Source organism: Xanthomonas sp. WHRI 1810A (genome assembly GCF_040202885.1).
In the GTDB taxonomy this organism is placed as follows: domain Bacteria; phylum Pseudomonadota; class Gammaproteobacteria; order Pseudomonadales; family Pseudomonadaceae; genus Aquipseudomonas.
The window spans coordinates 20,381-41,698 of the sequence record NZ_JBEGED010000027.1; the positions used below are offsets into that span (position 1 = coordinate 20,381).

General features: G+C 61.8%; 22 protein-coding genes. 13 read left to right on the forward strand and 9 right to left on the reverse strand.

The features are described from left to right. The first annotated feature begins 131 nt into the window (after window positions 1-131). Window positions 132-1,259 carry a glycerophosphodiester phosphodiesterase gene (locus ABQX22_RS25430; protein ID WP_349802625.1) on the forward strand — a complete coding sequence of 376 codons (1,128 nt, stop codon included), beginning with the start codon at window positions 132-134 and terminating at the stop codon, window positions 1,257-1,259. Between the two features lie 114 nt (window positions 1,260-1,373). On the opposite strand, the gene pyrF is transcribed toward ABQX22_RS25430, so the two are convergent. Continuing rightward, the gene (gene pyrF, locus ABQX22_RS25435; protein WP_441005329.1) at window positions 1,374-2,108 is read right to left on the reverse strand and encodes an orotidine-5'-phosphate decarboxylase; all 735 of its coding nucleotides are present in this window, start codon (window positions 2,106-2,108) and stop codon (window positions 1,374-1,376) included. 246 nt (window positions 2,109-2,354) lie between these two features. Between pyrF and eat the strand changes: the two genes are divergently transcribed. Both eat and ABQX22_RS25445 read left to right on the forward strand, forming a co-directional pair. Beyond that, window positions 2,355-3,719 carry an ethanolamine permease gene (gene eat / locus ABQX22_RS25440; RefSeq protein ID WP_441005330.1) on the forward strand — a complete coding sequence of 455 codons (1,365 nt, stop codon included), beginning with the start codon at window positions 2,355-2,357 and terminating at the stop codon, window positions 3,717-3,719. A gap of 133 nt (window positions 3,720-3,852) precedes the next feature. Beyond that, complete coding sequence (locus tag ABQX22_RS25445) at window positions 3,853-4,020, forward strand: DUF2897 family protein (RefSeq protein WP_349802626.1); 168 nt, start codon at window positions 3,853-3,855, stop codon at window positions 4,018-4,020. Between the two features lie 146 nt (window positions 4,021-4,166). Here the strand turns inward: ABQX22_RS25445 and ABQX22_RS25450 are convergent, their stop codons facing one another. Continuing rightward, on the reverse strand, window positions 4,167-5,003 hold the full coding sequence (locus ABQX22_RS25450; RefSeq protein ID WP_349802627.1) for a substrate-binding periplasmic protein: 837 nt from the start codon (window positions 5,001-5,003) through the stop codon (window positions 4,167-4,169). Window positions 5,004-5,299: 296 nt separating this feature from the next. Here ABQX22_RS25450 and ABQX22_RS25455 point away from each other — a divergent pair, with 296 nt between their 5' ends. Continuing rightward, on the forward strand, window positions 5,300-5,848 hold the full coding sequence (locus ABQX22_RS25455) for an exonuclease domain-containing protein (protein ID WP_349802628.1): 549 nt from the start codon (window positions 5,300-5,302) through the stop codon (window positions 5,846-5,848). A 95-nt stretch (window positions 5,849-5,943) separates the two neighbouring features. Continuing rightward, on the forward strand, window positions 5,944-6,228 hold the full coding sequence (locus ABQX22_RS25460; RefSeq protein WP_349802629.1) for a pyrimidine/purine nucleoside phosphorylase: 285 nt from the start codon (window positions 5,944-5,946) through the stop codon (window positions 6,226-6,228). Between the two features lie 182 nt (window positions 6,229-6,410). On the opposite strand, the gene ABQX22_RS25465 is transcribed toward ABQX22_RS25460, so the two are convergent. Then, the gene (locus ABQX22_RS25465) at window positions 6,411-8,189 is read right to left on the reverse strand and encodes an ABC transporter transmembrane domain-containing protein (RefSeq protein ID WP_349802630.1); all 1,779 of its coding nucleotides are present in this window, start codon (window positions 8,187-8,189) and stop codon (window positions 6,411-6,413) included. Window positions 8,190-8,465: 276 nt separating this feature from the next. On the opposite strand from ABQX22_RS25465, the gene ABQX22_RS25470 reads away from it, so the two are divergent. Further along, window positions 8,466-8,642, forward strand: a complete 177-nt coding sequence (locus tag ABQX22_RS25470) for a PA1571 family protein (protein WP_349802631.1) — start codon at window positions 8,466-8,468, stop codon at window positions 8,640-8,642. Window positions 8,643-8,851: 209 nt separating this feature from the next. On the opposite strand, the gene pdxB is transcribed toward ABQX22_RS25470, so the two are convergent. Then, window positions 8,852-9,994: a 4-phosphoerythronate dehydrogenase PdxB gene (gene pdxB, locus ABQX22_RS25475; RefSeq protein ID WP_349802632.1), complete on the reverse strand. Its 1,143-nt coding sequence runs from the start codon at window positions 9,992-9,994 to the stop codon at window positions 8,852-8,854. A 35-nt stretch (window positions 9,995-10,029) separates the two neighbouring features. Then, complete coding sequence (gene tusA, locus ABQX22_RS25480; protein WP_349802633.1) at window positions 10,030-10,284, reverse strand: sulfurtransferase TusA; 255 nt, start codon at window positions 10,282-10,284, stop codon at window positions 10,030-10,032. A 275-nt stretch (window positions 10,285-10,559) separates the two neighbouring features. Between tusA and ABQX22_RS25485 the strand changes: the two genes are divergently transcribed. Genes ABQX22_RS25485 through ABQX22_RS25510 form a run of 6 tightly spaced genes read left to right on the forward strand, consistent with a single transcriptional unit; the run spans window position 10,560 to window position 16,617 of the window. Further along, window positions 10,560-13,475: a monovalent cation/H+ antiporter subunit A gene (locus ABQX22_RS25485; protein WP_349802634.1), complete on the forward strand. Its 2,916-nt coding sequence runs from the start codon at window positions 10,560-10,562 to the stop codon at window positions 13,473-13,475. After that, a complete protein-coding gene (locus ABQX22_RS25490; RefSeq protein ID WP_349802635.1) occupies window positions 13,475-13,819 on the forward strand; it encodes a Na+/H+ antiporter subunit C in 345 nt (114 codons plus the stop codon). The genes ABQX22_RS25485 and ABQX22_RS25490 overlap by 1 nt, the downstream gene beginning before the upstream one ends. Beyond that, window positions 13,816-15,495, forward strand: coding sequence for a monovalent cation/H+ antiporter subunit D (locus ABQX22_RS25495; RefSeq protein WP_349802636.1), 1,680 nt, complete (start codon window positions 13,816-13,818; stop codon window positions 15,493-15,495). Before ABQX22_RS25490 ends, ABQX22_RS25495 begins: the two co-directional genes overlap by 4 nt. Continuing rightward, window positions 15,492-15,980 carry a Na+/H+ antiporter subunit E gene (locus ABQX22_RS25500; protein WP_349802637.1) on the forward strand — a complete coding sequence of 163 codons (489 nt, stop codon included), beginning with the start codon at window positions 15,492-15,494 and terminating at the stop codon, window positions 15,978-15,980. Before ABQX22_RS25495 ends, ABQX22_RS25500 begins: the two co-directional genes overlap by 4 nt. Next, window positions 15,977-16,255, forward strand: a complete 279-nt coding sequence (locus ABQX22_RS25505; protein WP_349802638.1) for a K+/H+ antiporter subunit F — start codon at window positions 15,977-15,979, stop codon at window positions 16,253-16,255. Before ABQX22_RS25500 ends, ABQX22_RS25505 begins: the two co-directional genes overlap by 4 nt. Further along, a complete protein-coding gene (locus ABQX22_RS25510; protein WP_349802639.1) occupies window positions 16,252-16,617 on the forward strand; it encodes a Na+/H+ antiporter subunit G in 366 nt (121 codons plus the stop codon). Before ABQX22_RS25505 ends, ABQX22_RS25510 begins: the two co-directional genes overlap by 4 nt. Before the next feature lie 113 nt (window positions 16,618-16,730). Here the strand turns inward: ABQX22_RS25510 and ABQX22_RS25515 are convergent, their stop codons facing one another. Next, a complete protein-coding gene (locus tag ABQX22_RS25515) occupies window positions 16,731-17,198 on the reverse strand; it encodes a hypothetical protein (protein ID WP_349802640.1) in 468 nt (155 codons plus the stop codon). A gap of 343 nt (window positions 17,199-17,541) precedes the next feature. On the opposite strand from ABQX22_RS25515, the gene ABQX22_RS25520 reads away from it, so the two are divergent. Beyond that, the gene (locus ABQX22_RS25520; protein WP_349802641.1) at window positions 17,542-17,781 is read left to right on the forward strand and encodes a DUF2789 domain-containing protein; all 240 of its coding nucleotides are present in this window, start codon (window positions 17,542-17,544) and stop codon (window positions 17,779-17,781) included. Between the two features lie 27 nt (window positions 17,782-17,808). On the opposite strand, the gene ABQX22_RS25525 is transcribed toward ABQX22_RS25520, so the two are convergent. From ABQX22_RS25525 to ABQX22_RS25535, 3 genes are all read right to left on the reverse strand, one after another. After that, the gene (locus ABQX22_RS25525; protein WP_349802642.1) at window positions 17,809-19,323 is read right to left on the reverse strand and encodes a T6SS phospholipase effector Tle1-like catalytic domain-containing protein; all 1,515 of its coding nucleotides are present in this window, start codon (window positions 19,321-19,323) and stop codon (window positions 17,809-17,811) included. Window positions 19,324-19,553: 230 nt separating this feature from the next. Then, on the reverse strand, window positions 19,554-19,958 hold the full coding sequence (locus tag ABQX22_RS25530; RefSeq protein WP_349802643.1) for a TraR/DksA family transcriptional regulator: 405 nt from the start codon (window positions 19,956-19,958) through the stop codon (window positions 19,554-19,556). A 317-nt stretch (window positions 19,959-20,275) separates the two neighbouring features. Further along, the gene (locus ABQX22_RS25535) at window positions 20,276-21,304 is read right to left on the reverse strand and encodes an ABC transporter permease (protein WP_349802644.1); all 1,029 of its coding nucleotides are present in this window, start codon (window positions 21,302-21,304) and stop codon (window positions 20,276-20,278) included. Window positions 21,305-21,318 lie beyond the last annotated feature (14 nt).

The window sequence follows — 21,318 nt, forward strand, 5'->3', positions numbered from 1 at the left end:
TCATCCACGACCCTGAAACTCGAGCGCAGGGTTGCTCGTGGCGGGCGTAGCTGCTAATGCTCTGACTGATCCCCTGGGGCGCTGACTGGCTCCGTCATGAATCCATCATGCACATAAGGAACGTCGAGACCATGTTGAAAGGAATTTCCAGAACGCTGGGCACTGCCGCACTGGCCGGTGTGATGTTGTCGTCGGGCGTCGTGTCGGCCGCCGGCGAGCCGGGCAAAGCCATTGCGCAGAAGATCGGTCTGCCATGGCCTGCGGTCATCGCCCACCGAGGCGCGTCCTTCAACGCACCGGAAGAAACGATTCCGTCCTACACGCTGGCGCGGGAACTGGGCGCTGATTATCTGGAGATGGACATCCAGCGCACCAAGGACGGCGTGCTGATTGCGCTGCACGATGACACGCTGGAGCGCACCACCAACGTCGCCGAGGTCTACCCGGACCGCGCCAAACAACCGTTGAGCAGCTTTACTCTGGACGAGATCAAGCGCCTGGACGCCGGCTCGTGGTTCAACACCAAGTACCCGGATCGGGCGCGCCCCAGCTACGCAGGCTTGAAGATCCTGACCCTGGACGAAGTGATCGACATCGCCGAAGGCGGCAAGAACAAGCCCGGCCTGTACATCGAAACCAAAGTCCCGGCGCAGTTTCCAGGCATCGAAGCGGACCTGCAGAAAAAGCTGCAACAGCGCGGCTGGCTGAGTCAGCGCCCTGCCGCCGAGAAGGGCTACGTCAACACCGCCCACATGCCGGGCCGCGTGGTCTTGCAGACCTTTGAAAAGCCCAGCCTTGAACTGTTGCAACAGAGCATGCCGAACGTGCCGAAAGTCCTGTTGTTGTGGCTGGGCGACGGCTCGATCCAGGCCAGCTCCGATGCGACGTTCAAGACGTCGGGCGCCAAGGACAAGGCCACGTTCTACGCCAGTCAGCAGGTGAAATCCAAAGAAGAGTTTGCCGCGTGGATGGACTGGGCCAAGGCCCACGGTGCGATCGGCACAGGTCCTGCGGCGGCACTTAAGAACGGCGGGGATCAGAGCTACATGGACCTGGTCAAGCCGTGGATGAACCAGATGGCTCATGATCGCGGCATGGTGGTGCACCCGTACACGGTCGACGAAGCCGTGGATTTCAAAGCCATCAGCCATAACGGCGTCGATGGGTTCTTCACCAATCGGGCGTCGGAATTGTTGAAATTCTACGGTCGGCCGTCGAAAGAGAGCATGGAGGCGATTTTGACGCGCAATAATTTCTGAGTTCAGGACTGTAGGAGCGCGCTTGCCCGCGATGGCGGTGTGCCTGAACCGGATGCGTCGATTGACACACCTCAATCGCGGGCAAGCGCGCTCCTACAATGGCCGGCGTATGCCTTACGCCAATTCCGCCACAACCGCCGCCAACGCTTTCGCCGGATCAGCCGCCTGGCTGATCGGCCGCCCGATGACCAAGTAATCGGAACCCGCATCCAGCGCCTGGCGCGGGGTCAGGATGCGGCGCTGATCGTCGACTGCGCTGCCGGCGGGACGAATCCCCGGCGTCACCAGTTGCAGCGACGGGTGCGCCTGCTTCAACGCCTGGGCTTCCAGCGCCGAACACACCAGCCCGTCCATCCCGGCCTTTTGGGCCAACGCCGCCAGACGCAGTACCTGCTCTTGGGGCTCGATGTCCAGGCCGATGGCGGCCAGGTCCTCGCGCTCCATGCTGGTCAGCACGGTCACGCCGATCAACAGCGGCTTGGCCCCGGTGCGCTGGTCCAGTACATCGCGGCACGCCGCCATCATCCGCAGGCCACCCGAGCAGTGCACGTTGACCATCCACACACCCATTTCCGCTGCAGCCTTGACGGCCATGGCGGTGGTGTTGGGGATGTCGTGAAATTTCAGGTCTAGGAAGACTTCAAAACCCTTGCTGTTCAGGGTTTCGACGATGTCGGAAGCGCAACTGGTGAACAGCTCCTTGCCCACTTTGACCCGACACAATTTAGGGTCCAGTTGATCGGCCAGCTTCAACGCAGCTTCACGGGTCGGAAAATCCAGGGCAACGATGATGGGGGTCTGGCAGATGGACATGTGCGGGTTCTCTGGCAAGTCGAAATCGGCGCGCATTGTAGCTGAACATGTCAGCGGGCGGGGGTCGGCGGCGGTAAATACCAGAACCCGGACGGTTGGAGCGCATGGCTTTCGCACCCCCCACGAGCATCCCACGCACCAATCCTGCACGTCTACGCTTACATCCCGTAACAAACGTTCTGCAAGCGACGGGTTTTGAAACATAACGACATACCCGCCACAGGCTGGCATGACCACTGCAGCAGGTTGTTCGATGATCCAAACGAATCCAGGGAGAGACACATGAATACGCAACTAAAGCCCACGTTGGGCACGCTGCATTTGTGGGGGATCGCCGTAGGGCTGGTCATTTCCGGCGAATACTTCGGCTGGAGTTATGGGTGGGGCGTGGCCGGGACGCTGGGGTTCCTGGTGACCTCATTGATGGTCGCCGCGATGTACACCTGTTTCATCTTCAGCTTTACCGAGCTGACCACCGCGATCCCTCACGCCGGCGGTCCGTTTGCCTACAGCCGCCGCGCCTTCGGTGAAAAAGGCGGACTGATCGCCGGGCTGGCGACGCTGATCGAATTCGTCTTCGCCCCGCCCGCCATCGCCCTGGCCATTGGCGCTTACCTGAACGTCCAGTTCCCGGCCCTGGACCCCAAACACGCCGCCGTGGGCGCGTACATCGTGTTCATGACCCTCAACATCCTGGGCGTCAAGCTGGCCGCCACCTTTGAACTGGTGGTCTGCGTGCTGGCAGTGCTCGAACTGCTGGTGTTCATGGGCGTGGTCGCCCCGGCGTTCAGCTTCAGCAATTTCGCGCTCAACGGCTGGGCTGGTGCCGACAGCTTCGGCCCCGGTGCGATTTCCGGGATGTTCGCGGCGATCCCCTTCGCGATCTGGTTCTTCCTGGCCATCGAAGGCGCGGCCATGGCCGCCGAGGAAGCCAAGGACCCCAAGCGCACCATCCCGAAAGCCTACATCAGCGGCATCATCACCCTGGTATTGCTGGCCATGGGCGTGATGTTCTTCGCCGGTGGCGTGGGTGACTGGCGCACCCTGTCGAACATCAACGACCCGCTGCCCCAGGCCATGAAAGCCGTGGTCGGCGAAAGCTCCGGCTGGCTGCACATGCTGGTCTGGATCGGCCTGTTCGGTCTGGTGGCGAGCTTCCACGGCATTATCCTGGGCTACTCGCGGCAGTTCTTCGCGCTGGCCCGCGCCGGTTACCTGCCCGCGTCGCTGGCCAAGCTGTCGCGCTTCCAGACCCCCCACCGCGCCATCATCGCCGGCGGCATCATCGGCATCGCGGCCATCTACAGCGACGGCATGATCAACCTCAGCGGCATGACGCTGACCGCAGCGATGATCACCATGGCGGTGTTCGGCGCCATCGTCATGTACATCATGAGCATGCTCAGCCTGTTCAAGCTGCGTAAGACCGAACCGCTGCTGGAGCGTACGTTCCGGGCGCCGGGCTACCCCATCGTGCCAGGCATCGCACTGGTGCTGGCGGTGGTGTGCCTGATCGCCATGGCGTGGTTTAACCCCTTGATCGGCCTGATCTTCCTGGCGTTCATGGCGGTGGGTTTCGTGTACTTCTTCCTAACCGCTCATTCCCGGGCTGCCGCGCCTGCTGACGCCATGCTCACCGGTCTCTGAGGACCGGACACCATCGGGCGATCACCCCACCGGAAACGGTCCCGCGCCGACACGACGCGGGCCCATCGGGCTTCTACATTGAACCAGTGGACAGCGCCGCTGTTCCAACGGGTATCACAAGAGGAGAGCCCCAATGCCCTGGTATGCCTGGTTAATTCTGGTAATTGCAATTGGCTCGATCGTCGGCGGTCTGTTCATGCTGAAAGATTCGGCGAAGAAGCTGCCCCTGACCGATGAACAACTCAAGCGTGTCCATGAGCGCAATGCTGAAATGGACGCCAAGGAAGCGCGGGACCGCTGAAGCGTCACCGCAGGCGTTTCAACTGTAGGAGCGCGCTTGCCCTCGATCGATGTTGCCAGCGACCTTAATGTGCGCTGACACGCAGCAGTCGCGGGCAAAGGTGCGCGCCTACAATGCGGTGTCGTTACTGGCGACCGGACATTCCCCTAATCCTTATTCATATCGATGGCCACGGCGTGGTGATCGGTCGGCGGCGTCACGGCTATTCGATACGGCTGGAATATCTTCAGCAGCCCTCCATTGTCCCGCAGGCGCTGCAGCAGCGCGTCGAACTGTTCGCCGGTGATTGGCGCGTCGGGCCGCAGCAATGCGTAGTGGCGATAGACCTGATCAGCCCTCTCCGACACCAACAATTGGTTCGCATCGGCCGGGTTGGCAGCCAGAAACGTGCTCAGGTACGAACGCGTAACTAACGCAATGTCGGCCCGGTCACGCAGGACCATGAGCAGGTTACTGTCGTGGGAATACGTCACGGTGGCGTTGTAAGTGTCGGCCAGGTATTTGGGGTCGGCGTTGAACTGGGCGAAGGCGTAATGATAGCCATTGAACAGCGCCAGGCGCTTGCCCTGCAGTTGACTAAAATAACCCTGACCCCGCCCCTCGGCTTGATGGGCCACAAAGACTTCTGCGTCCTCAAGCCCCATGTCGACCTCGACGTGAGGAATGCCTTTCCAGCCCCAGCCGGGGTTTTCAAAAATTGCCATGTCATAACGCGCCTGCTGGAACTCCCGAAACCGGCGGGGCAGCGACGTCGGCACCATTTCAAAGCGAAAGTCGTTTTGCATCGCGTTCAGCGCCGTGATCATCTGCGCAAGCAAACCGGTGGCCTCACCGCGCTCCGGGCGAATCGTGTACGGCGGAAAATGCGCCGCGCCCACGCGCACCAGTTGCGTGGCGGCCGCCTGGGTCGCCCACAGCGTTGCCGTGGCCAGCAGCAGCGTGCGAAGGGGGATGATGAAAGCGGTTTTGACAGCCGTCCGCACGGGTGTAGACCTCAAGACAAAGCACCTCTGGCGAATCGAGTCCCGCTAAGCTAGGCGCTTCGACACAATTAGACAATGTGCAACTACCCGGACAGGAGAGCTGCTGACCCGGCCGGCCATTTTCTGCCGCAATCACACCACAGCGCGACAAAAATATCAGGCCGGCGCGAAATCATCCGCTGCCTCGTGAGTCCCAATCAAGCGCGACAGTTGATTGCGTATTCCCGTTGGACGGCGCGAGCCTTATGTGACTACGCTCCAGTTCATTGCGTACTGGGTTGAAATTGGAGTTCGACATGCCGCATTGGCTGGTGATTGATCTGGAGGCCACCACCGAGGAAGGCGGATGGCCTGTAGCGGAAATGGAGATCATTGAAATCGGCGCGACCGTGGTCAATCAGGACGGACGCGAGGTGGACCATTTCGAACGGTTTGTACGGCCCTTGCGCCGCCCGCTGTTGACGCCCTTCTGTCGTCAGCTGACCCACATCAGTCAGAGCAACATCGACAGCGCCACACCGCTGAACGTGGTCTGGCCGTTGTTTGAACGCTGGCTGGGGCACCATCAGGGCAAATTGGCCGGATGGGCCAGCTGGGGCGATTACGACCGTTTGCAGTTTGAAACCCAGTGGCAGCAACAGGCGCTGACCAGCGCGCTGAGCACCCTGCCCCATCTGAACCTCAAGCAGCGTTTCGCTGAGGCCCGCCACCTGCAGAAGGCACCCGGACTCAATGGCGCATTGCAGTTGGCCGGGATGCATTTCAACGGTCAGCAACATCGCGCGCTGAACGATGCCCGCAATACGGCGAGGCTTTTGCCGTTGATCATGCCGGGGCGGCAATGACGCTTTAATCAAAGCGGATGACGCCCTTTTGTACGTTCGGCATACTGTCGGGCCTTTTAAAGCCCTTTTCCCAAGTCCTTCAAGGAGACCCCGTCATGCTCAAGGTCAACGAATACTTCGACGGCACCGTCAAGTCCATCGCCTTCACACCCGTTGAAGGCAAAACCGCCACCGTCGGCGTCATGGCGCCGGGCGAATACGAATTCGGGACCGGCCAGCCGGAAACCATGCTGGTGGTGTCGGGCTCCCTGACCGTGAAGCTGCCCGACAGCAGCGACTGGAAAACCTTCGCCGCCGGTGAGTCGTTCGATGTGCCGGGCGAAAGCAAATTTCAGCTGAAAGTCGCGGTAGATACTGCGTACCTGTGCGAGTACCACTGATTCCCCGCCCCCCCTGAAGGAGCGAACTTGTTCGCGAAGCGTTCTGCCTGGCACACCGCGTTAGGCGCTACCTCTGTAGGAGCGAACTTGTTCGCGAAGCGTTCTGCCTGGCACACCGCGTTAGCCGCTTCGCCAACAAGTTGGCTCCTACAGATTCCGCGCCATTCCAAAAGGCGCGGTGATCACACCACCTCCTCCACCCCCTGATTGAACTGCAACGCCGCCAGCCGCGCGTACAGCGGATTACTGGCGATCAACTGCTGGTGAGTGCCCACCGCCATCAAACGGCCCTGATCGATCACGGCGATGCGGTCGGCGTTCTGCACCGTGGCGAGCCGGTGGGCGATCACCAGGGTCGTGCGGCCCTGCATCAACGTCGGCAATGCCTGCTGAATCAGATGCTCGCTTTGCGCATCCAGTGCACTGGTCGCCTCGTCCAGCAACAGGATCGGCGCCTCGGACAACAGCGCCCGGGCAATCGCCAATCGCTGGCGCTGACCGCCGGACAAGCCCATGCCGCCGTCACCCAGATGGGTCTGATAGCCCTTCGGCAGTTGCTGAATGAATTCATGGGCATGGGCGATTCTGGCCGCCGCCTCGACCTGCTCCAGGGTGGCGCTGGCGTTGCCGTAGCGGATGTTGTCCTCGACGCTGCCGAAAAACAGCGCAGGCGTCTGCGAGACCCAGGCAAAACAGCGCCGCAGGTCCAGCGGGTCGAGGCGATTCGCCGGCAGCCCTTCCACCAGCACCCGGCCGTGCTGCGGATCGTAAAACCGCAGCAACAGGTCGAACAGCGTTGATTTTCCGGCGCCGGAAGGGCCAACCAACGCCACCGTCTCACCCGGCTCGATCACCAGGCTCAGGCCATCAATGGCGTTGCGTTCCGGCCGCGACGGGTAGGCAAAGGTGACGTCTTCCAGCGCCAGACGCCCACTGATCCGAACCGGCAACTGAAGCAAATCATGGGTCGGCGCGGTGATTTCGCTGCGCGCCTGCAGCAGTTCGGTGATGCGCTCTGCTGCGCCCGCCGCCCGCTGCAACTCACCGATCACCTCGCTCAAGGTGCCAAAGGCGCTGCCGACAATCAGGCTGTAGAACACGAAAGCCGCCAGCTCGCCGCCGGAAATGCGCCCGGCGATCACGTCCATGCCGCCCACCCAGAGCATCACCGCCACCGCGCCCAAGACCAGCATAATCACCAGCGTGATCAGCCATGAACGCTGCAGAATTCGCTTGCGCGCCGTCTCGAACGCGTCTTCGGCGGTTTTCGCAAAGCGTTGTTTGTCCTGCGCCTGGTGGTTGTAGGCCTGCACCGTTTTGATCTGGCCCAGCGCTTCGGACACGTAACTGCCGACGTCAGCCACCCGGTCCTGGCTCTCCCGCGACAGGCTGCGCACCCGACGACCGAAGATCAGGATCGGCGCCACCACCAGCGGCAAGGCCACGACCACGATGCTGGTGAGTTTGGGGTTGGTGAAAAACAGCAGAATGATCCCGCCGATCACCATCAACGCGTTGCGCAGGAACATCGACAGTGACGAGCCGATCACCGATTGCAGCAAGGTGGTGTCCGCCGTCAGCCGGGACTGGATCTCGGAGCTGCGATTGTTTTCGTAGAAGCCCGGGTGCAGGTTTACCAAATGGTCGAACACCTGCTTGCGCAGATCCGCCACCACCCGCTCGCCAATCCACGACACCAGGTAAAACCGGGCGAACGTGCCCAAAGCCAGCGCCACAATCAGCAGCATGAACAGGCCGATGGTTTCGTTAAGCAGGGTGGGCGAGCGGGTCATGAAGCCCTGATCCACCATCAAACGGATGCCCTGCCCCATGGACAATGTGATGCCGGCAGTGACAATCAACGCAATCAAGGCGCCGATGGCCTGCTTGCGGTAAGGCGCGATCATCCGCAGCGCCAGACGAATGGCATGACGCTGACGACCGGAAAGCACTGAGACCATAACGGGGACTGCCTTGGGTAGATGACTCGAATACAGAGCCTACACCTCCCGGCCCTTGGCACGCTCGTCGCCGTGGCCTGAACGCGGAGAATTCGTGTGGGGCAATAGCCTTATGACCGTAGGGTATTGGCGCTAGATGCGATTGATCTAACAGCCGGGTAGAGGTTTGCCGACGTTTCTGGTGGACTGGTCCGACGTTTACAGCGCCAAGGGATGTCACGGTGCGGTCATCGAACGTCAAGTAGGTTTGAAGCACACCTGATGAGGAGACAGGCCATGAGCTTGCATGAAAGCAGCAATCGCGTACCCACAGGCCACACCCAGGCCAACCCTGACGTAGGGGGTGCCCTTCTCGATGACGAGGGTAAGGAAGTCCTGATCACTGAAGAAATGGTGCAGGAAGCGTGTCAGGCATGTGAAAAGCAGTGGGTCATTCCTGAAAAACAAGATTGATGCGACCCCTCATTCAGAACCCGGCCCGCCTGCCGGGTTTTTTCTGTGTGCTTCATTTTTTTGATTCTGGCCGCAGGCCGTGGGAGCTCGGCTTGCCAGCGATGGGTACACAGCGGCCCTGTGGTCATGCGATCGAGGGGTTTCAGGCGAACCGCATCGCGCCCGTCGTAACCTCCGAATGCTCCTACAGGGGACCGCGTGATAACCGTCTACAGAGGGATAGCGCCCAGCGCGGTAATGAGCGTGCGCAATGCGTCGGACTCGCCATTGATGGCAACGGGCAACCCCTCTATCTCGCGGCGTGGCGGGTAGTGTTTACGCAGGGCGTCGAAGGCCAGCCGCTGACTGTCGGCAGTGCCCACCAGGCTGCGGCGAAAATCGGCATCGTCACGACGCGGGTCATAGACGCCACGACACAGGGTGTTGAGCGCCCACATCGGGTCAGTGGCGGCGTCCAGGGTCAGTTGCGCCAGCCACGGCTTGGGCAGCAGCTGTTCCAGTGTCACGACCGGTGATTGATCGAGAAACCCGCACAGCGCCTGATAAACCTGCGCCGTGCCCCGTTGCCGGCCGTCCAGGCTGTAGCCGGCGATGTGTGGCGTGGCGATGACACACAGCTCGGCCAGTTCGACATCGACGTGCGGCTCCTTTTCCCAGACGTCCAGCACCGCTTGCAGGTCTTCCCGGGCCAGCAACACCTCGCGCAGTGCGGCGTTGTCCACCACCGGGCCACGGGCGGCGTTGATCAGCCAGGTGCCGGTCTTGAGCTGTTCCAGCCGTTGGCGATCGAACAGATGCCAGGTGGGCACATCACCGGTCTTGCTCAGGGGTGTGTGCAGGCTGATGACGTCGCAGCGCTGAATGATCTCGTCGAGACTGACGTAATCCCCGCCTTCGGCCGCTTGCCGGGGCGGGTCACAGACCAGCACGTGCCAGCCCAGGCCGCGCAGCACCTGAATCAAGCGCCCGCCCACCTGTCCTGCGCCGACCACGCCATAAGTACGTTGGGCCAGGTCCGCGCCTTCGATTTCCGCCAGGGTCAACAGGCTGCCCAGCACGTAATCCACCACGCCCCTGGCATTGCAGCCGGGTGCGCTGGCCCACTGAATGCCGGCCTCGGCAAAGTAATCGAGATCAAGGTGGTCGGTGCCTATGGTGCAGGTGCCGACGAAGCGCACCGGGCTGCCTTCGAGCAATTTACGGGTGACCTGGGTGACCGAGCGCACCAGCAGGATGTCGGCATCGGCCACGGCCGCGCGATCAAGGGTACGGCCGGGATAACGGCGGATGTCGCCGAACCCTTCGAAAAAGGCGTCGAGCAGTGGAATGTTTTCGTCAGCAACGATGCGCATGGTGGGCTCCCCTGAAGTGGCGGCAGTGTAGCCGCTCAGTCCTGCTTTTTGCGGATCCAGTAGCGATAAACGCCTTCGGTGGCGTCCTGATCGACCAGATCATGGCCCAGGAACACGCAAAACTTCGGGATATCACGCTGCGTGGAGGGATCGGTGGCGATGACCTTGAGCAGGCCGCCCGGGTGCAGGTCACGGACCTTCTGGTGCAGCATCATCACCGGCTCAGGGCAATTGAGACCGCTGGCGTCGAGGACGGCGTCGGGGGACAGGCTTTCGATGGATTCAGGCATAAACGGCTCCAAAAACAGGCGGGCATTGTGGCTTAAATGAACGGTGTCGCCAATGACGCGGGTCCTGCGGCGTATCTATAGTCATTGTTTCGCCTGATGCACCGCATCGCAGCCTTCGTGCCTCGGCAGCTCCTACCCGTGCGTGCCTAACCGTGACTTCCCGCTAAGTGAAGGAAATTGCGTTGTTCTTTGTAGGATTCTGCGACACCTTGGCGTTTGGTGATCTGGAGGGTGCCACGTATGATCCTTGACATTTCTTCGCAGATTAGAAGCCTATGTCTCTGATAGTTCTACTGCTTCTGCCGTTCATTGGCAGCTGTATTGCAGCGGTACTACCGCACAACGCGCGTAACAGTGAATCCTTGCTGGCCGGCCTGATTGCCCTGATCGGGGCTGTTCAGGTGGCGCTGTGGTATCCGCAGATTGCCCACGGCGGGGTGATCCGCGAGGAGTTCTTCTGGCTGCCCAGCCTGGGCCTGAATTTCTCGCTGCGCATGGATGGCTTCGCCTGGCTGTTCTCGATGCTGGTGTTGGGCATCGGCACGCTGGTCTCGTTGTACGCCCGCTACTACATGTCCCCCAACGATCCGGTGCCGCGCTTCTTCTCGTTTTTCCTGGCGTTCATGGGCGCGATGCTCGGCCTGGTGTTGTCCGGCAATCTTATTCAGATCGTGTTTTTCTGGGAGCTGACGAGTGTCTTCTCCTTCCTGCTGATCGGCTATTGGCACCACCGGGCCGACGCCCGCCGCGGCGCGTACATGGCGCTGATGGTCACCGGGGCCGGCGGGCTGGCGTTGCTGGTGGGCATGATGCTGCTGGGGCATGTGGTCGGCAGCTACGACCTGGACCGGGTGCTGGCATCCGGCGACGCGATCCGCGCCCACGCGCTGTACCCGGTGTTGCTGACCCTGATCCTCATCGGCGCCCTGAGCAAAAGCGCGCAGTTTCCTTTTCACTTCTGGCTGCCCCATGCCATGGCGGCGCCCACGCCGGTGTCGGCCTATCTGCATTCGGCGACCATGGTCAAGGCCGGGGTGTTCCTGCTGGCGCGTCTGTGGCCGTCTTTGTCCGGCAGCGAGCAGTGGTTCTGGATCGTCAGTGGCGCGGGGGCCTGCACCCTGGTGATCGGCGCCTATTCGGCGATTTTCCAGAACGACCTCAAAGGCCTGCTGGCCTATTCCACCATCAGTCATCTGGGCCTGATTACCCTGTTGCTGGGGCTCAATAGCCCGCTGGCGGCGGTGGCGGCGGTGTTTCACATCCTCAACCACGCCACGTTCAAGGCCTCGCTGTTCATGGCGGCGGGGATCATCGACCACGAAAGCGGCACCCGGGACATCCGCAAGCTCAGCGGACTGATCAAGCTCATGCCGTACACCGCGACGCTGGCCATGGTGGCCAGCGCCTCCATGGCCGGCGTGCCGCTGCTCAACGGCTTTCTGTCCAAAGAGATGTTCTTCGCCGAAACCGTGTTCATCAACGCCACCGACTGGGTCGAGATGGCCCTGCCAGTGATCGCCACCCTCGCCGGTGCCTTCAGCGTGGCTTATTCCCTGCGCTTCACGGTGGATGTGTTCTTCGGCCCGAAAGCCACCGACCTGCCGCACACGCCCCACGAACCGCCCCGCTGGATGCGCGCGCCGGTGGAGTTCCTGGTGCTGGCCTGCCTGATCGTCGGCGTATTTCCGGCGCATTCGGTAGGCCCTTTGCTGGCCGCAGCGGCGCAGCCCGTGGTCGGCGGCACCCTGCCCGAATACAGCCTGGCCATCTGGCACGGCTGGAACGCGCCGATGATCATGAGCCTGGTGGCCATGGGCGCCGGGATCGTGTTGTACCTGCTGCTGCGCAAGCCGCTCAAGCGCGAGCGCTTCAACGGGCCGCCGCTGGTGTCACGCCTGAACGGCAAGCGGCTGTTCGAACGCTCGCTGGTGATCATCATGCGCCTGGCCCAGCGCTTCGAGCGGCTGCTGACCACGCGCCGCCTGCAGGCGCAGTTGTTCCTGATGGTGGTTGCAGCCCTGGTCGCAGGCTTCGTGCCGATGTACGTCAACGGCCTGACCTGGGGTGATCGACCGAAAATCCCGGGCTCCGGGGTGTTTGTGATCCTCTGGCTGATCGCCATTGCCTGTGCCATCGGCGCGGCGTGGCAGGCCAAATACCATCGACTGGCTGCGGTCACGATGGTCAGCGTGTGCGGCCTGACGACCTGCGTCACCTTCGTCTGGTTTTCGGCGCCGGACCTGGCCCTGACGCAGCTGGTGGTCGAAGTGGTCACCACGGTGTTGATCCTGCTGGGCCTGCGCTGGCTGCCGCGCCGCAACGAAAACGTCCCCGGACCGCGTTCGCGCAACCGCGCCAGGGCCCGGCGGATTCGCGATTTCGTCCTGGCGGTCGGGGTGGGTGCCGGCATGGCGCTGCTGTCCTACGCGATGCTGACCCGCGCCACACCCAATGCCATTTCCGAGTTTTACCTGAGCCGCGCGGTGCCGCTGGGCGGGGGCACCAACGTTGTCAACGTGATGCTGGTGGATTTCCGTGGCTTCGACACCTTTGGCGAAATCACCGTGCTGGCGGCCGTGGCCTTGACCGTGTTTGCCCTGCTGCGCCGCTTCCGTCCGCCCAGGGAGAGCATTCCCCTGCCGGCGCAGCAGCGCTTGCTGGCCCGCGACGTGGTCACCGATCTGGTCAACCCGCGCGGCGCCAGCGACACCGCCCTGGGCTTCATGATGGTGCCGGCGGTGTTGGTGCGTTTGCTGTTGCCCATGGCGTTCGTGGTGTCGATGTACCTGTTCATGCGCGGGCACAACCAGCCGGGTGGCGGGTTCGTCGCCGGGCTGGTGATGTCGGTGGCGTTCATCCTGCAATACATGGTGGCCGGCACCCAATGGGTCGAGGCGCAAATGAGCCTGCGGCCGTTGCGCTGGATGGGCACCGGGCTGTTTTTCGCCCTGGTTACGGGCATCGGCTCGATGGTCTTCGGCTACCCGTTCATGACCACCCACACCGCGCATTTGCACCTGCCGCTGCTAGGCGATGTGCATGTGGCCAGCGCGCTGTTCTTCGACATCGGCGTATACGCGGTGGTGGTGGGTTCGACGCTGCTGATCCTCACCGCCCTGGCCCACCAGTCGGTGCGCAGCCATCGCCCGACGTCGCTGCCCAAACCGATCAACGCGCAAGGAGTCGCCTGATGGAAGAAGTCATCGCCATTGCCATCGGAATACTCGTCGCTTCCGGCGTCTGGTTGATTCTGCGCCCACGGACTTTCCAGGTGGTCATGGGCCTGTGCCTGCTGTCCTACGGCGTCAACCTGTTCATCTTCAGCATGGGCAGCCTGTTCATCGGCAAGGAGCCAATCATCAAAAACGGCGTGCCGCAGGACCTGCTCAATTACACCGACCCGCTGCCCCAGGCGCTGGTGCTGACCGCGATTGTCATCAGTTTCGCCATGACCGCGCTGTTCCTGGTGGTGCTGCTGGCGTCCCGCGGGCTGACCGGCAACGACCATGTGGACGGTCGGGAGTCCAGCGAATGACGTGGATGAACCAACTGATCGTCGCGCCGATCCTGCTGCCGGTGATCACGGCTGCGTTGATGCTCTGGCTAGGGGAAAAGCACCGCCCGCTGAAGGCGCGGATCAACTTGCTGTCCACAGGGCTAGGGCTGTTGATCGCCATCAGCCTGATGATGTGGGTGCAGAAAACCGGGACCACCGGCGCCATTGGCGTGTACCTGCCGGGCAACTGGGAGGCGCCGTTCGGCATTGTGCTGGTGATTGATCACCTGTCGGCGCTGATGTTGGTGCTGACCGGCATCATCGCGTTCTGCGCCCTGTTGTTCGCCATGGCGCGCTGGGACAGGGCCGGTGCCAGCTTTCATGCGCTGTTCCAGATTCAGCTGATGGGGCTTTATGGCGCCTTCCTGACCGCCGACCTGTTCAACCTGTTCGTGTTCTTCGAGGTCCTGCTCGCCGCCTCCTACGGGATGATGCTTCACGGTTCCGGCCGCGCCCGGGTGTCGGCGGGCCTGCATTACATCACCATCAACCTGCTGGCCTCGTCGTTGTTCCTGATTGGCGCGGCGCTGATCTACGGCGTCACCGGGACCCTGAACCTGGCGGACCTGGCGGTGAAAATCCCGCTGGTGGCCGACAAGGATCTGGGGCTGCTTCACGCCGGCGCTGCCATTCTGGCCGTGGCGTTTCTGGCCAAGGCCGGCATGTGGCCGCTGAATTTCTGGCTGGTGCCGGCGTATTCGGCCGCCAGCGCGCCGGTGGCGGCGCTCTTCGCGATCATGACCAAGGTCGGCGCGTACACCCTGCTGCGCCTGTGGACCCTGCTGTTTTCCGGACAGGCCGGGACATCGGCGTTCTTTGGCGGCCAGTGGCTGATTTACGGCGGCATGGCGACGCTGTTGGTGGCCGCCGTCTCGATCATCGCCGCCCAGCGCCTTGAGCGCATGGCCAGCCTGAGCATCCTGGTCTCGGCCGGCATTCTCTTGTCCGCCGTCGGCTTTGCCCAACCCAGCCTCACAGCCGGGGCGCTGTTTTACATGGTCAGCTCGACCCTGGCCCTGAGCGCGTTGTTCCTGCTGGCCGAGCTGATCGAGCGCTCGCGTTCGGCCAACGAGATCCCGCTGGAAGAAGACGCCGACCAGCTGCCCAAGGCGGTGGAGGCGTTGCACCCGTTGCCGGGCACCAACCTGGACGATGAACAGAAAGCCGTGGTCGGTCAGGTGATTCCCTGGACCATGGCCTTTATCGGCCTGAGTTTTGTGGTGTGTGCGCTATTGATCATCGGCCTGCCGCCGCTGTCCGGGTTCCTCGGCAAACTGGCGCTGATCAGTGCCCTGCTCAACCCGCTGGGGCTGGATGTCGCGCAGGATGAAGCCATTGGCGCTGCCAGCTGGGCGTTGATTGCGCTGCTGATTTTTTCCGGGCTGGCGGCCCTGCTGTCGTTCGCCCGGATCGGCATCCAGCGGTTCTGGACGCCCCATGAGCGTCCGGCGCCGTTGCTGCGCCGCTATGAGTGCCTGCCCATCGCGATGCTGCTCGGGCTGTGCATGGTCATGACCTTCAAGGCCCAGGCCTTGCTGCAATACACCCAGGACACCGCCGCCGCGCTGCATGATCCACGGCAGTACGTGTTGTCGGTCATGGGCACCAAGGTATTGCCCGGCCCTACCGCCCTAAGCCCGGAGGTGCAGCCATGAAACGGCTGTTCCCTGCCCCGCTGTTATCGCTGTCGTTGTGGGCGCTGTGGCTGCTGCTCAACCTGTCGCTCAGCCCCGGCAATCTGCTGCTGGGCGCGCTGTTGGGTGTCATCGCCCCGCTGATGTTTGCGCCCCTGCGTCCGCTGCCAGTGCGGATGCGCCGGCCGGGCGTGGCACTCAGGCTGTTCTTCACCGTCGGCCGCGATGTGATCGTGTCCAACCTGGCCGTGGGCTGGACCGTGTGGCGCGCGGGTCGGCATCCGCCACGCTCGGCGTTCGTCAAAGTGCCGCTGGACCTACACGACGCCAACGGCCTGGCCGCGCTGGCGATGATCACCACCGTGGTGCCCGGCACGGTCTGGTCCGAACTGGCGCTGGACCGCAGCGTGCTGCTGATGCACGTGTTTGATCTGGACGACGAAGCGGCCTTCATCGCGCATTTCAAATCCGCCTACGAACGCCCGCTGGTGGAGATTTTCCAATGAGCGCCCTGTTGTCCACTGCCATTTTGATCAGCCTGTTCATTTTTGCGCTGGCCATGGTGCTGACGCTTATCCGCCTGTTCAAGGGGCCGTCGGCTCAGGATCGGGTGCTGGCCCTGGATTACCTGTACATCCTGGCGATGCTGACGATGCTGGTGCTGGGGATTCGCTACGCCAGCGACACCTATTTCGAGGCGGCGCTGCTGATCGCGCTGTTCGGCTTCGTCGGCTCGTTTGCGCTGGCCAAGTTCCTGCTGCGTGGCGAGGTGATTGAATGAATTCGCTGGATGTTCTGCCGTTCTGGGCCGAGGCGCTGACCGCTGCGTTGCTGGTGCTCAGCAGCCTGTTCGCCCTGACCGGCGCCATGGGGCTGCTGCGCATGAAGGATTTTTTCCAGCGCATGCACCCGCCCGCGCTGGCCTCGACGTTGGGGGCCTGGTGCGTGGCGTTGGCGTCGATCGTGTATTGCTCGGCGCTGAAGTCCAGCCCGGTGGTGCACGCCTGGCTGATTCCGATCCTGCTGGCCATCACCGTCCCGGTCACTACCCTGCTGCTGGCGCGCACCAGCCTGTTCCGCCAGCGCATGGCCGGTGATGACGTACCGCCGGAAGTGAGCGATGAGCGGCAGGAGGGGAATTAAATAAAGGTTTTTCTGTAGGAGCCAACTTGTTGGCGAAGGGTTTGACCTCGGCGTATCAGGCACGCCGCTTCGCGAATAAATTCGCTCCTACAGAATGACGCGACTAACGATGCTCACTCGCTCGGCTTGAACACCAACTCACCCTTGCGCCATTTCGCGGCTTTGGCCGCTGCGGTCTTGAGGACCTTGCCCAGGCCGCTGGCAATCTGTTCGTGGGCCGCGAACACCATGAAGATGGTCTGCGACTCTTTAAACACGACGCCATGCCCTTCTGGCGTGTCGACGTAGGCGTATTCGCCCAGGCCGTAAATGGTCATCTTGATCTCGCGAAACTTCACTTCAAACTTGCCGCCTTCTCGGCTGGGCAGCACGGCGGCGCGGAAATGATCGCCGACCTTGAGTTCCAGGCGCGGTTTGTCATCCACCACCAGCGCGCTTTGCGTATCGATTTCAGACATGTAAATGCCTTCGGGGGACTGCTCGAGGACATAGACGAAACGGGCCTGGAACTGTTTCACCAACTTCGCGCGCAGATCACCGAGCACAAACAACGCATGGGTATCCAGATTACTGACTGCCAATGTACAAACTCCCCACCTGAAAAAGACCGACCCGGCCATGCCGCCGGGCAATACAAAAGAAGATAACGATCGGCTGATACGCCCGCGATGCCGGGCGTTGCCACCGCAGGGATTCTACCGGCTCGCAGTCCCAACCGGATACATACCTTTCGTCCGTTATGGCGCCCATGCAGGCCACTTGAAGGCTTTATCGGCCTGCCGGACCTTAACCGGACGCGGGCAACTATCATTGTTCGGCGCTGCAAACGCGTAGAACTCTTGTGAGGGACCCGACTCACATACAGCACAGGCTCAAACATACCGTAAACGCCAGTGCGGGCCGTATGCCCGACGAGGAGATGACATGGAACTCACCACGCCGACACTTGAAACCTTGTTCGAACAACTGGGCCTGGATTCGGATCAGGACAGTATTGATGCGTTTGTCGATCAACATGGCCCGCTGCCGGACGATGTCAAAGTCTCCGAAGCCGACTTCTGGACGCCGAACCAGCAGAAGTTTCTCAAGGGTGAGCTGATGCTGGATGCTGAATGGGCGCCGGTGGTCGACGAGTTGAACGTGCTGTTGCACGAAGCGAAATAAAAGTCTGCACCCGCGCCTCCTTTGGCGCTACTGCGGATAGCCTGGCTGTTCGCAGTTCGGAAACCGCACCCGCCCGCCCTCGGCGGGCGCGTGAATAAAGAAACTGTCACCCCAGGCACCGCTTTTCCCCGCCATGGCATTCCAGTGCGCTGATCGATGAACGTAGCGCCGCGACAGCACTAGCGCCTCTTGCTCCGTCAGGGAGATCTTTCCGGCCCTGCCCTGTTCGATCAATGTGGCCGCGATGCCGCGCAATTCGGGCGGCACACTGGCAAACACCGACGCCGGCACCGGCTCAAACGGAACACCTTGCTCCGTGCTCAGCGCGTGCATAAGCCGCAGGTACACCCCCGAAAGATGGCCGAAGACCACTCGCTCAAGGCTCACCGCAGCCCATACTTCCTTCATGCTGCTGCTTGAGTGCAGATGATGTTCCCAGCACACCACCCGTATGCGGCCGTCGATGTCACGGGGGTCGAGCCACCGGGAGGCGTCCAGCGTTTCCAGCTCAGCCTGCGCGTCGCGCCAGGCATCGGTGTCCTCGCTGCGCGTGCTCAGGCGCACCAGACTGCGACGGGGTCGGGTCAGAAACACGTTCTCCCGCGCCTGGGGCGGGTAGCCGCCGCCCACGTCGGAGTGCGCTCCGGGGACGGTGATCTCGATCATCCAGCCCGGCGAAATGCTGTTCAGCGAGAAATTGCGCCGCTGCTCGTCCCCCGCCACGAGCTGGATCACGTGGTCGGCGCATCCCGGTGGCAGAAACAGGTTGACCCTTTTGTTGGCCGAATCACTGACCCGGCCCATGTCAGTGATACCGCCCACCGCGGCCACCGTGTCGAACAGTCCGATCACTTTGAGTCTGATACGGCCGTTGGCCCAGGTGCATGTTGGACTGAGGGGTAACGTGCGCCGATTCAGAATCCCTTCCAGCAGGCCGGCCTGTTGTTTAAGCACTTCGTTGGCCAAATGACGCGCGGCGGCAGCACCGCGGCTGAAACCGAACAGGTCAAGTTCAAGGCCGGCAATGACACAGCCGGGATTATGTGCCTCGAACCCATGCAAGACCCGGGCGATCTTTTTGACGCCCTTGACAACTTTCGCCACGACACCTGTTTGTCCACGACCAAAACTCTGGCCCGAAATAAGGGAGTCCCGTCCACCGGAAGTAGTACCGACCCCACTGACATAGATAGCGTGAAAGGCCATGAGGCCGCCGCCGTTATTTTTGGCCGCAGGTTGCTGTCGGTACAGGTCCGCCAACAACGCGATATTGGTCAGCTCGCTGCTGTAGCTGCTATGGGGATCGAGGTGTCGGCCCCCGCATTCCTTGATGTGCGCATGATGGTATGTCTCGGCCAGCGCGCGGCAGTCGGCGCCGATCTGGCTGTTGATGCGATTATTGCCGGTACCGTCGAAGAACACGCCGATACGCAAGGTGACCGCCAGTGAACCGGCGGTGGAAACGGATTTTTTATATGCAGTACTATCTGATTGTTTCATGGGATGTACGCCTGGCAAGTTGTAGTAAATAAAGAATGCCAACTAACATTCAGTTATATTTAATACAGCTTGCTTGCTGTTGACCAAACGTCAAGTCAACCACCCGCACTTCAGACAAGTCCCACATACAATAGCGATTAATTAAACGCAACTAACACTCATGCCTTACACCGCATGAGCGAATAGCCTCGCCAGGCGTTTGGCTTCTACAGATGAGGGGCCGGGGGATCCCGCGAGACTCTGACTGCCCTGGGGCAGTCAGAGGATGAACATCACGCCTGACGCTGGTGACGGTCGATCTGTTCGTGGCGTTCCTGGGCTTCGATGCAGTACTTGGTGGCCGGGCTGATCAGCAGGCGCTTGAGGCCGATGGCTTCACCGCTGTCTTCACACCAGCCGAAGGTGTCGTCGTTGATACGCGACAGGGCCATTTCCAACTGCGGCAGCATGCGCTGGTCGCGGTCGATCACGTTCACCAGCCAGTGGCGCTCTTCTTCGACGGACGCAGCGTCCGCAGGATCGGCCGGCGAGTCCAGGCTCTCGATGGCGATACGACTCTGCTCGATGCGGTCGTGGATTTCCACTTTCATGGACTGCAACAGCTCGACGAAGAAAGCGTGCTGCTCGGCGTTCATGTAATCATCGGCCGGCATCGCCAGCAACTTTTCCTTGGTCATTGATTTCTCTATAAAAAAACGTGCATTAAGGCGAATTAAAGGAGCGGCTCAGAATAGCCGTAAAAGCGCCAAAGTCTCCAAGCGCCACCCGGCACTCAATTTACGAGGGGCGGCAGTCTAAGGCCGGGTCCCCGGCTCGGCAACATAATTGAACGAGATTCGCCCAACAAGTCACCAAAACCCGCTGTGCGGGGGTTCGGAAACGGTTGGAGCGCGTCCCACCACATGCCTGCCTCTGACTCGGCCCTGTCGGGTCGGTTCAAATGCTTTGCATGCAAAAAGGGCCCTTTCAGGCCCTTTGTCTGTGCATCCGCTGCTCAGCGCTTGAGTTTACGCTTGTTTCGATATTGGTCGATGACGACCGCCACCACAATGATCAGTCCCTTGATGATGTCCTGCACGTAGGCGTCCACCCCGACGAAGGTGAAGCCGCTGGCCATGACACCCAGAATCAGCGCGCCGATCACGGTCCCGGTGATGCGCCCCACGCCACCTGCCAGGCTGGTGCCGCCGATCACGGCGGCGGCAATGGCGTCCAGTTCATAGGACACCCCCATCCCCGCCTGCCCGGTCGCGGCCCGTGCTGAGGCCACCACCCCGGCCAGCCCGGCCAGCAGCCCGGCGATGCTGTAGACGATGACCAGGTGACGCTTGACGTTGATCCCGCTGGTCCGCGCCGCCTGCATGTTGCCGCCAATGGCGTAGGTGTATTTGCCGTACTTGGTGTAGCGCAGGGCGATGTGAAAAATCACCGCCACCACGAGGAAGATGATCACCGGCATCGCGCCCTGGCCGATCGCGGTGTAGGAATCATTGAGCATGCTCACCGGCTGGCCTTCGGTGTAGAAGCGCGCCAGGCCACGGGCCGAGACCATCATGCCCAGCGTGGCAATGAACGGTGGAATACCGGTGATGGCAATGATGCTGCCGTTGATGGCGCCGGCCAGCAGGCCGACCGCCAGCCCGGCGATGACCGGTATCCACATCGGCAGGTCAGTGAGCGACGGGAACACCGCGCGGGCGTAATCGGAGGACTGCGCCAGGCTCGCCGCCACCATCGCCGACAGCGCCAGCACCGAACCCGACGACAAGTCGATGCCGGTGGTGATGATCACCTGGGTCACGCCGATGGCAATCAGGCCGATGATCGACATTTGCAGGATCATCAGCACCAGACGCTGGGAGTTCATCAGAAAGCTCTGGTCCCGCACGATCCAGCCGAACAGCTCGAAGATCAGGCCGATGCCGATCAGCACCAGCAGGATACTCAGTTCAGTGGGCAGCCGACGCTTGTGCTTGTGGGGCGCGGTGGCAGGTTTATTGTCCAGGATCGCGTTCATTTTCATCGGTGCCTCTTATT

Excerpts from the sequence above, each read along its gene's own strand:
- ABQX22_RS25535 (WP_349802644.1), bottom strand. The coding sequence starts at position 21,304 with ATGAAAATGAACGCGATCCTGGACAATAAACCTGCCACCGCGCCCCAC.
- ABQX22_RS25495 (WP_349802636.1), top strand. The coding sequence starts at position 13,816 with ATGACGTGGATGAACCAACTGATCGTCGCGCCGATCCTGCTGCCGGTG.
- ABQX22_RS25455 (WP_349802628.1), top strand. The coding sequence starts at position 5,300 with ATGCCGCATTGGCTGGTGATTGATCTGGAGGCCACCACCGAGGAAGGC.
- ABQX22_RS25520 (WP_349802641.1), top strand. The coding sequence starts at position 17,542 with ATGGAACTCACCACGCCGACACTTGAAACCTTGTTCGAACAACTGGGC.
- ABQX22_RS25490 (WP_349802635.1), top strand. The coding sequence starts at position 13,475 with ATGGAAGAAGTCATCGCCATTGCCATCGGAATACTCGTCGCTTCCGGC.
- ABQX22_RS25465 (WP_349802630.1), bottom strand. The coding sequence starts at position 8,189 with ATGGTCTCAGTGCTTTCCGGTCGTCAGCGTCATGCCATTCGTCTGGCG.
- ABQX22_RS25530 (WP_349802643.1), bottom strand. The coding sequence starts at position 19,958 with ATGACCAAGGAAAAGTTGCTGGCGATGCCGGCCGATGATTACATGAAC.
- tusA (WP_349802633.1), bottom strand. The coding sequence starts at position 10,284 with ATGCCTGAATCCATCGAAAGCCTGTCCCCCGACGCCGTCCTCGACGCC.
- pdxB (WP_349802632.1), bottom strand. The coding sequence starts at position 9,994 with ATGCGCATCGTTGCTGACGAAAACATTCCACTGCTCGACGCCTTTTTC.
- ABQX22_RS25445 (WP_349802626.1), top strand. The coding sequence starts at position 3,853 with ATGCCCTGGTATGCCTGGTTAATTCTGGTAATTGCAATTGGCTCGATC.
- ABQX22_RS25430 (WP_349802625.1), top strand. The coding sequence starts at position 132 with ATGTTGAAAGGAATTTCCAGAACGCTGGGCACTGCCGCACTGGCCGGT.
- ABQX22_RS25510 (WP_349802639.1), top strand. The coding sequence starts at position 16,252 with ATGAATTCGCTGGATGTTCTGCCGTTCTGGGCCGAGGCGCTGACCGCT.
- ABQX22_RS25500 (WP_349802637.1), top strand. The coding sequence starts at position 15,492 with ATGAAACGGCTGTTCCCTGCCCCGCTGTTATCGCTGTCGTTGTGGGCG.
- eat (WP_441005330.1), top strand. The coding sequence starts at position 2,355 with ATGAATACGCAACTAAAGCCCACGTTGGGCACGCTGCATTTGTGGGGG.
- ABQX22_RS25505 (WP_349802638.1), top strand. The coding sequence starts at position 15,977 with ATGAGCGCCCTGTTGTCCACTGCCATTTTGATCAGCCTGTTCATTTTT.
- ABQX22_RS25485 (WP_349802634.1), top strand. The coding sequence starts at position 10,560 with ATGTCTCTGATAGTTCTACTGCTTCTGCCGTTCATTGGCAGCTGTATT.
- ABQX22_RS25460 (WP_349802629.1), top strand. The coding sequence starts at position 5,944 with ATGCTCAAGGTCAACGAATACTTCGACGGCACCGTCAAGTCCATCGCC.
- ABQX22_RS25470 (WP_349802631.1), top strand. The coding sequence starts at position 8,466 with ATGAGCTTGCATGAAAGCAGCAATCGCGTACCCACAGGCCACACCCAG.
- pyrF (WP_441005329.1), bottom strand. The coding sequence starts at position 2,108 with ATGCGCGCCGATTTCGACTTGCCAGAGAACCCGCACATGTCCATCTGC.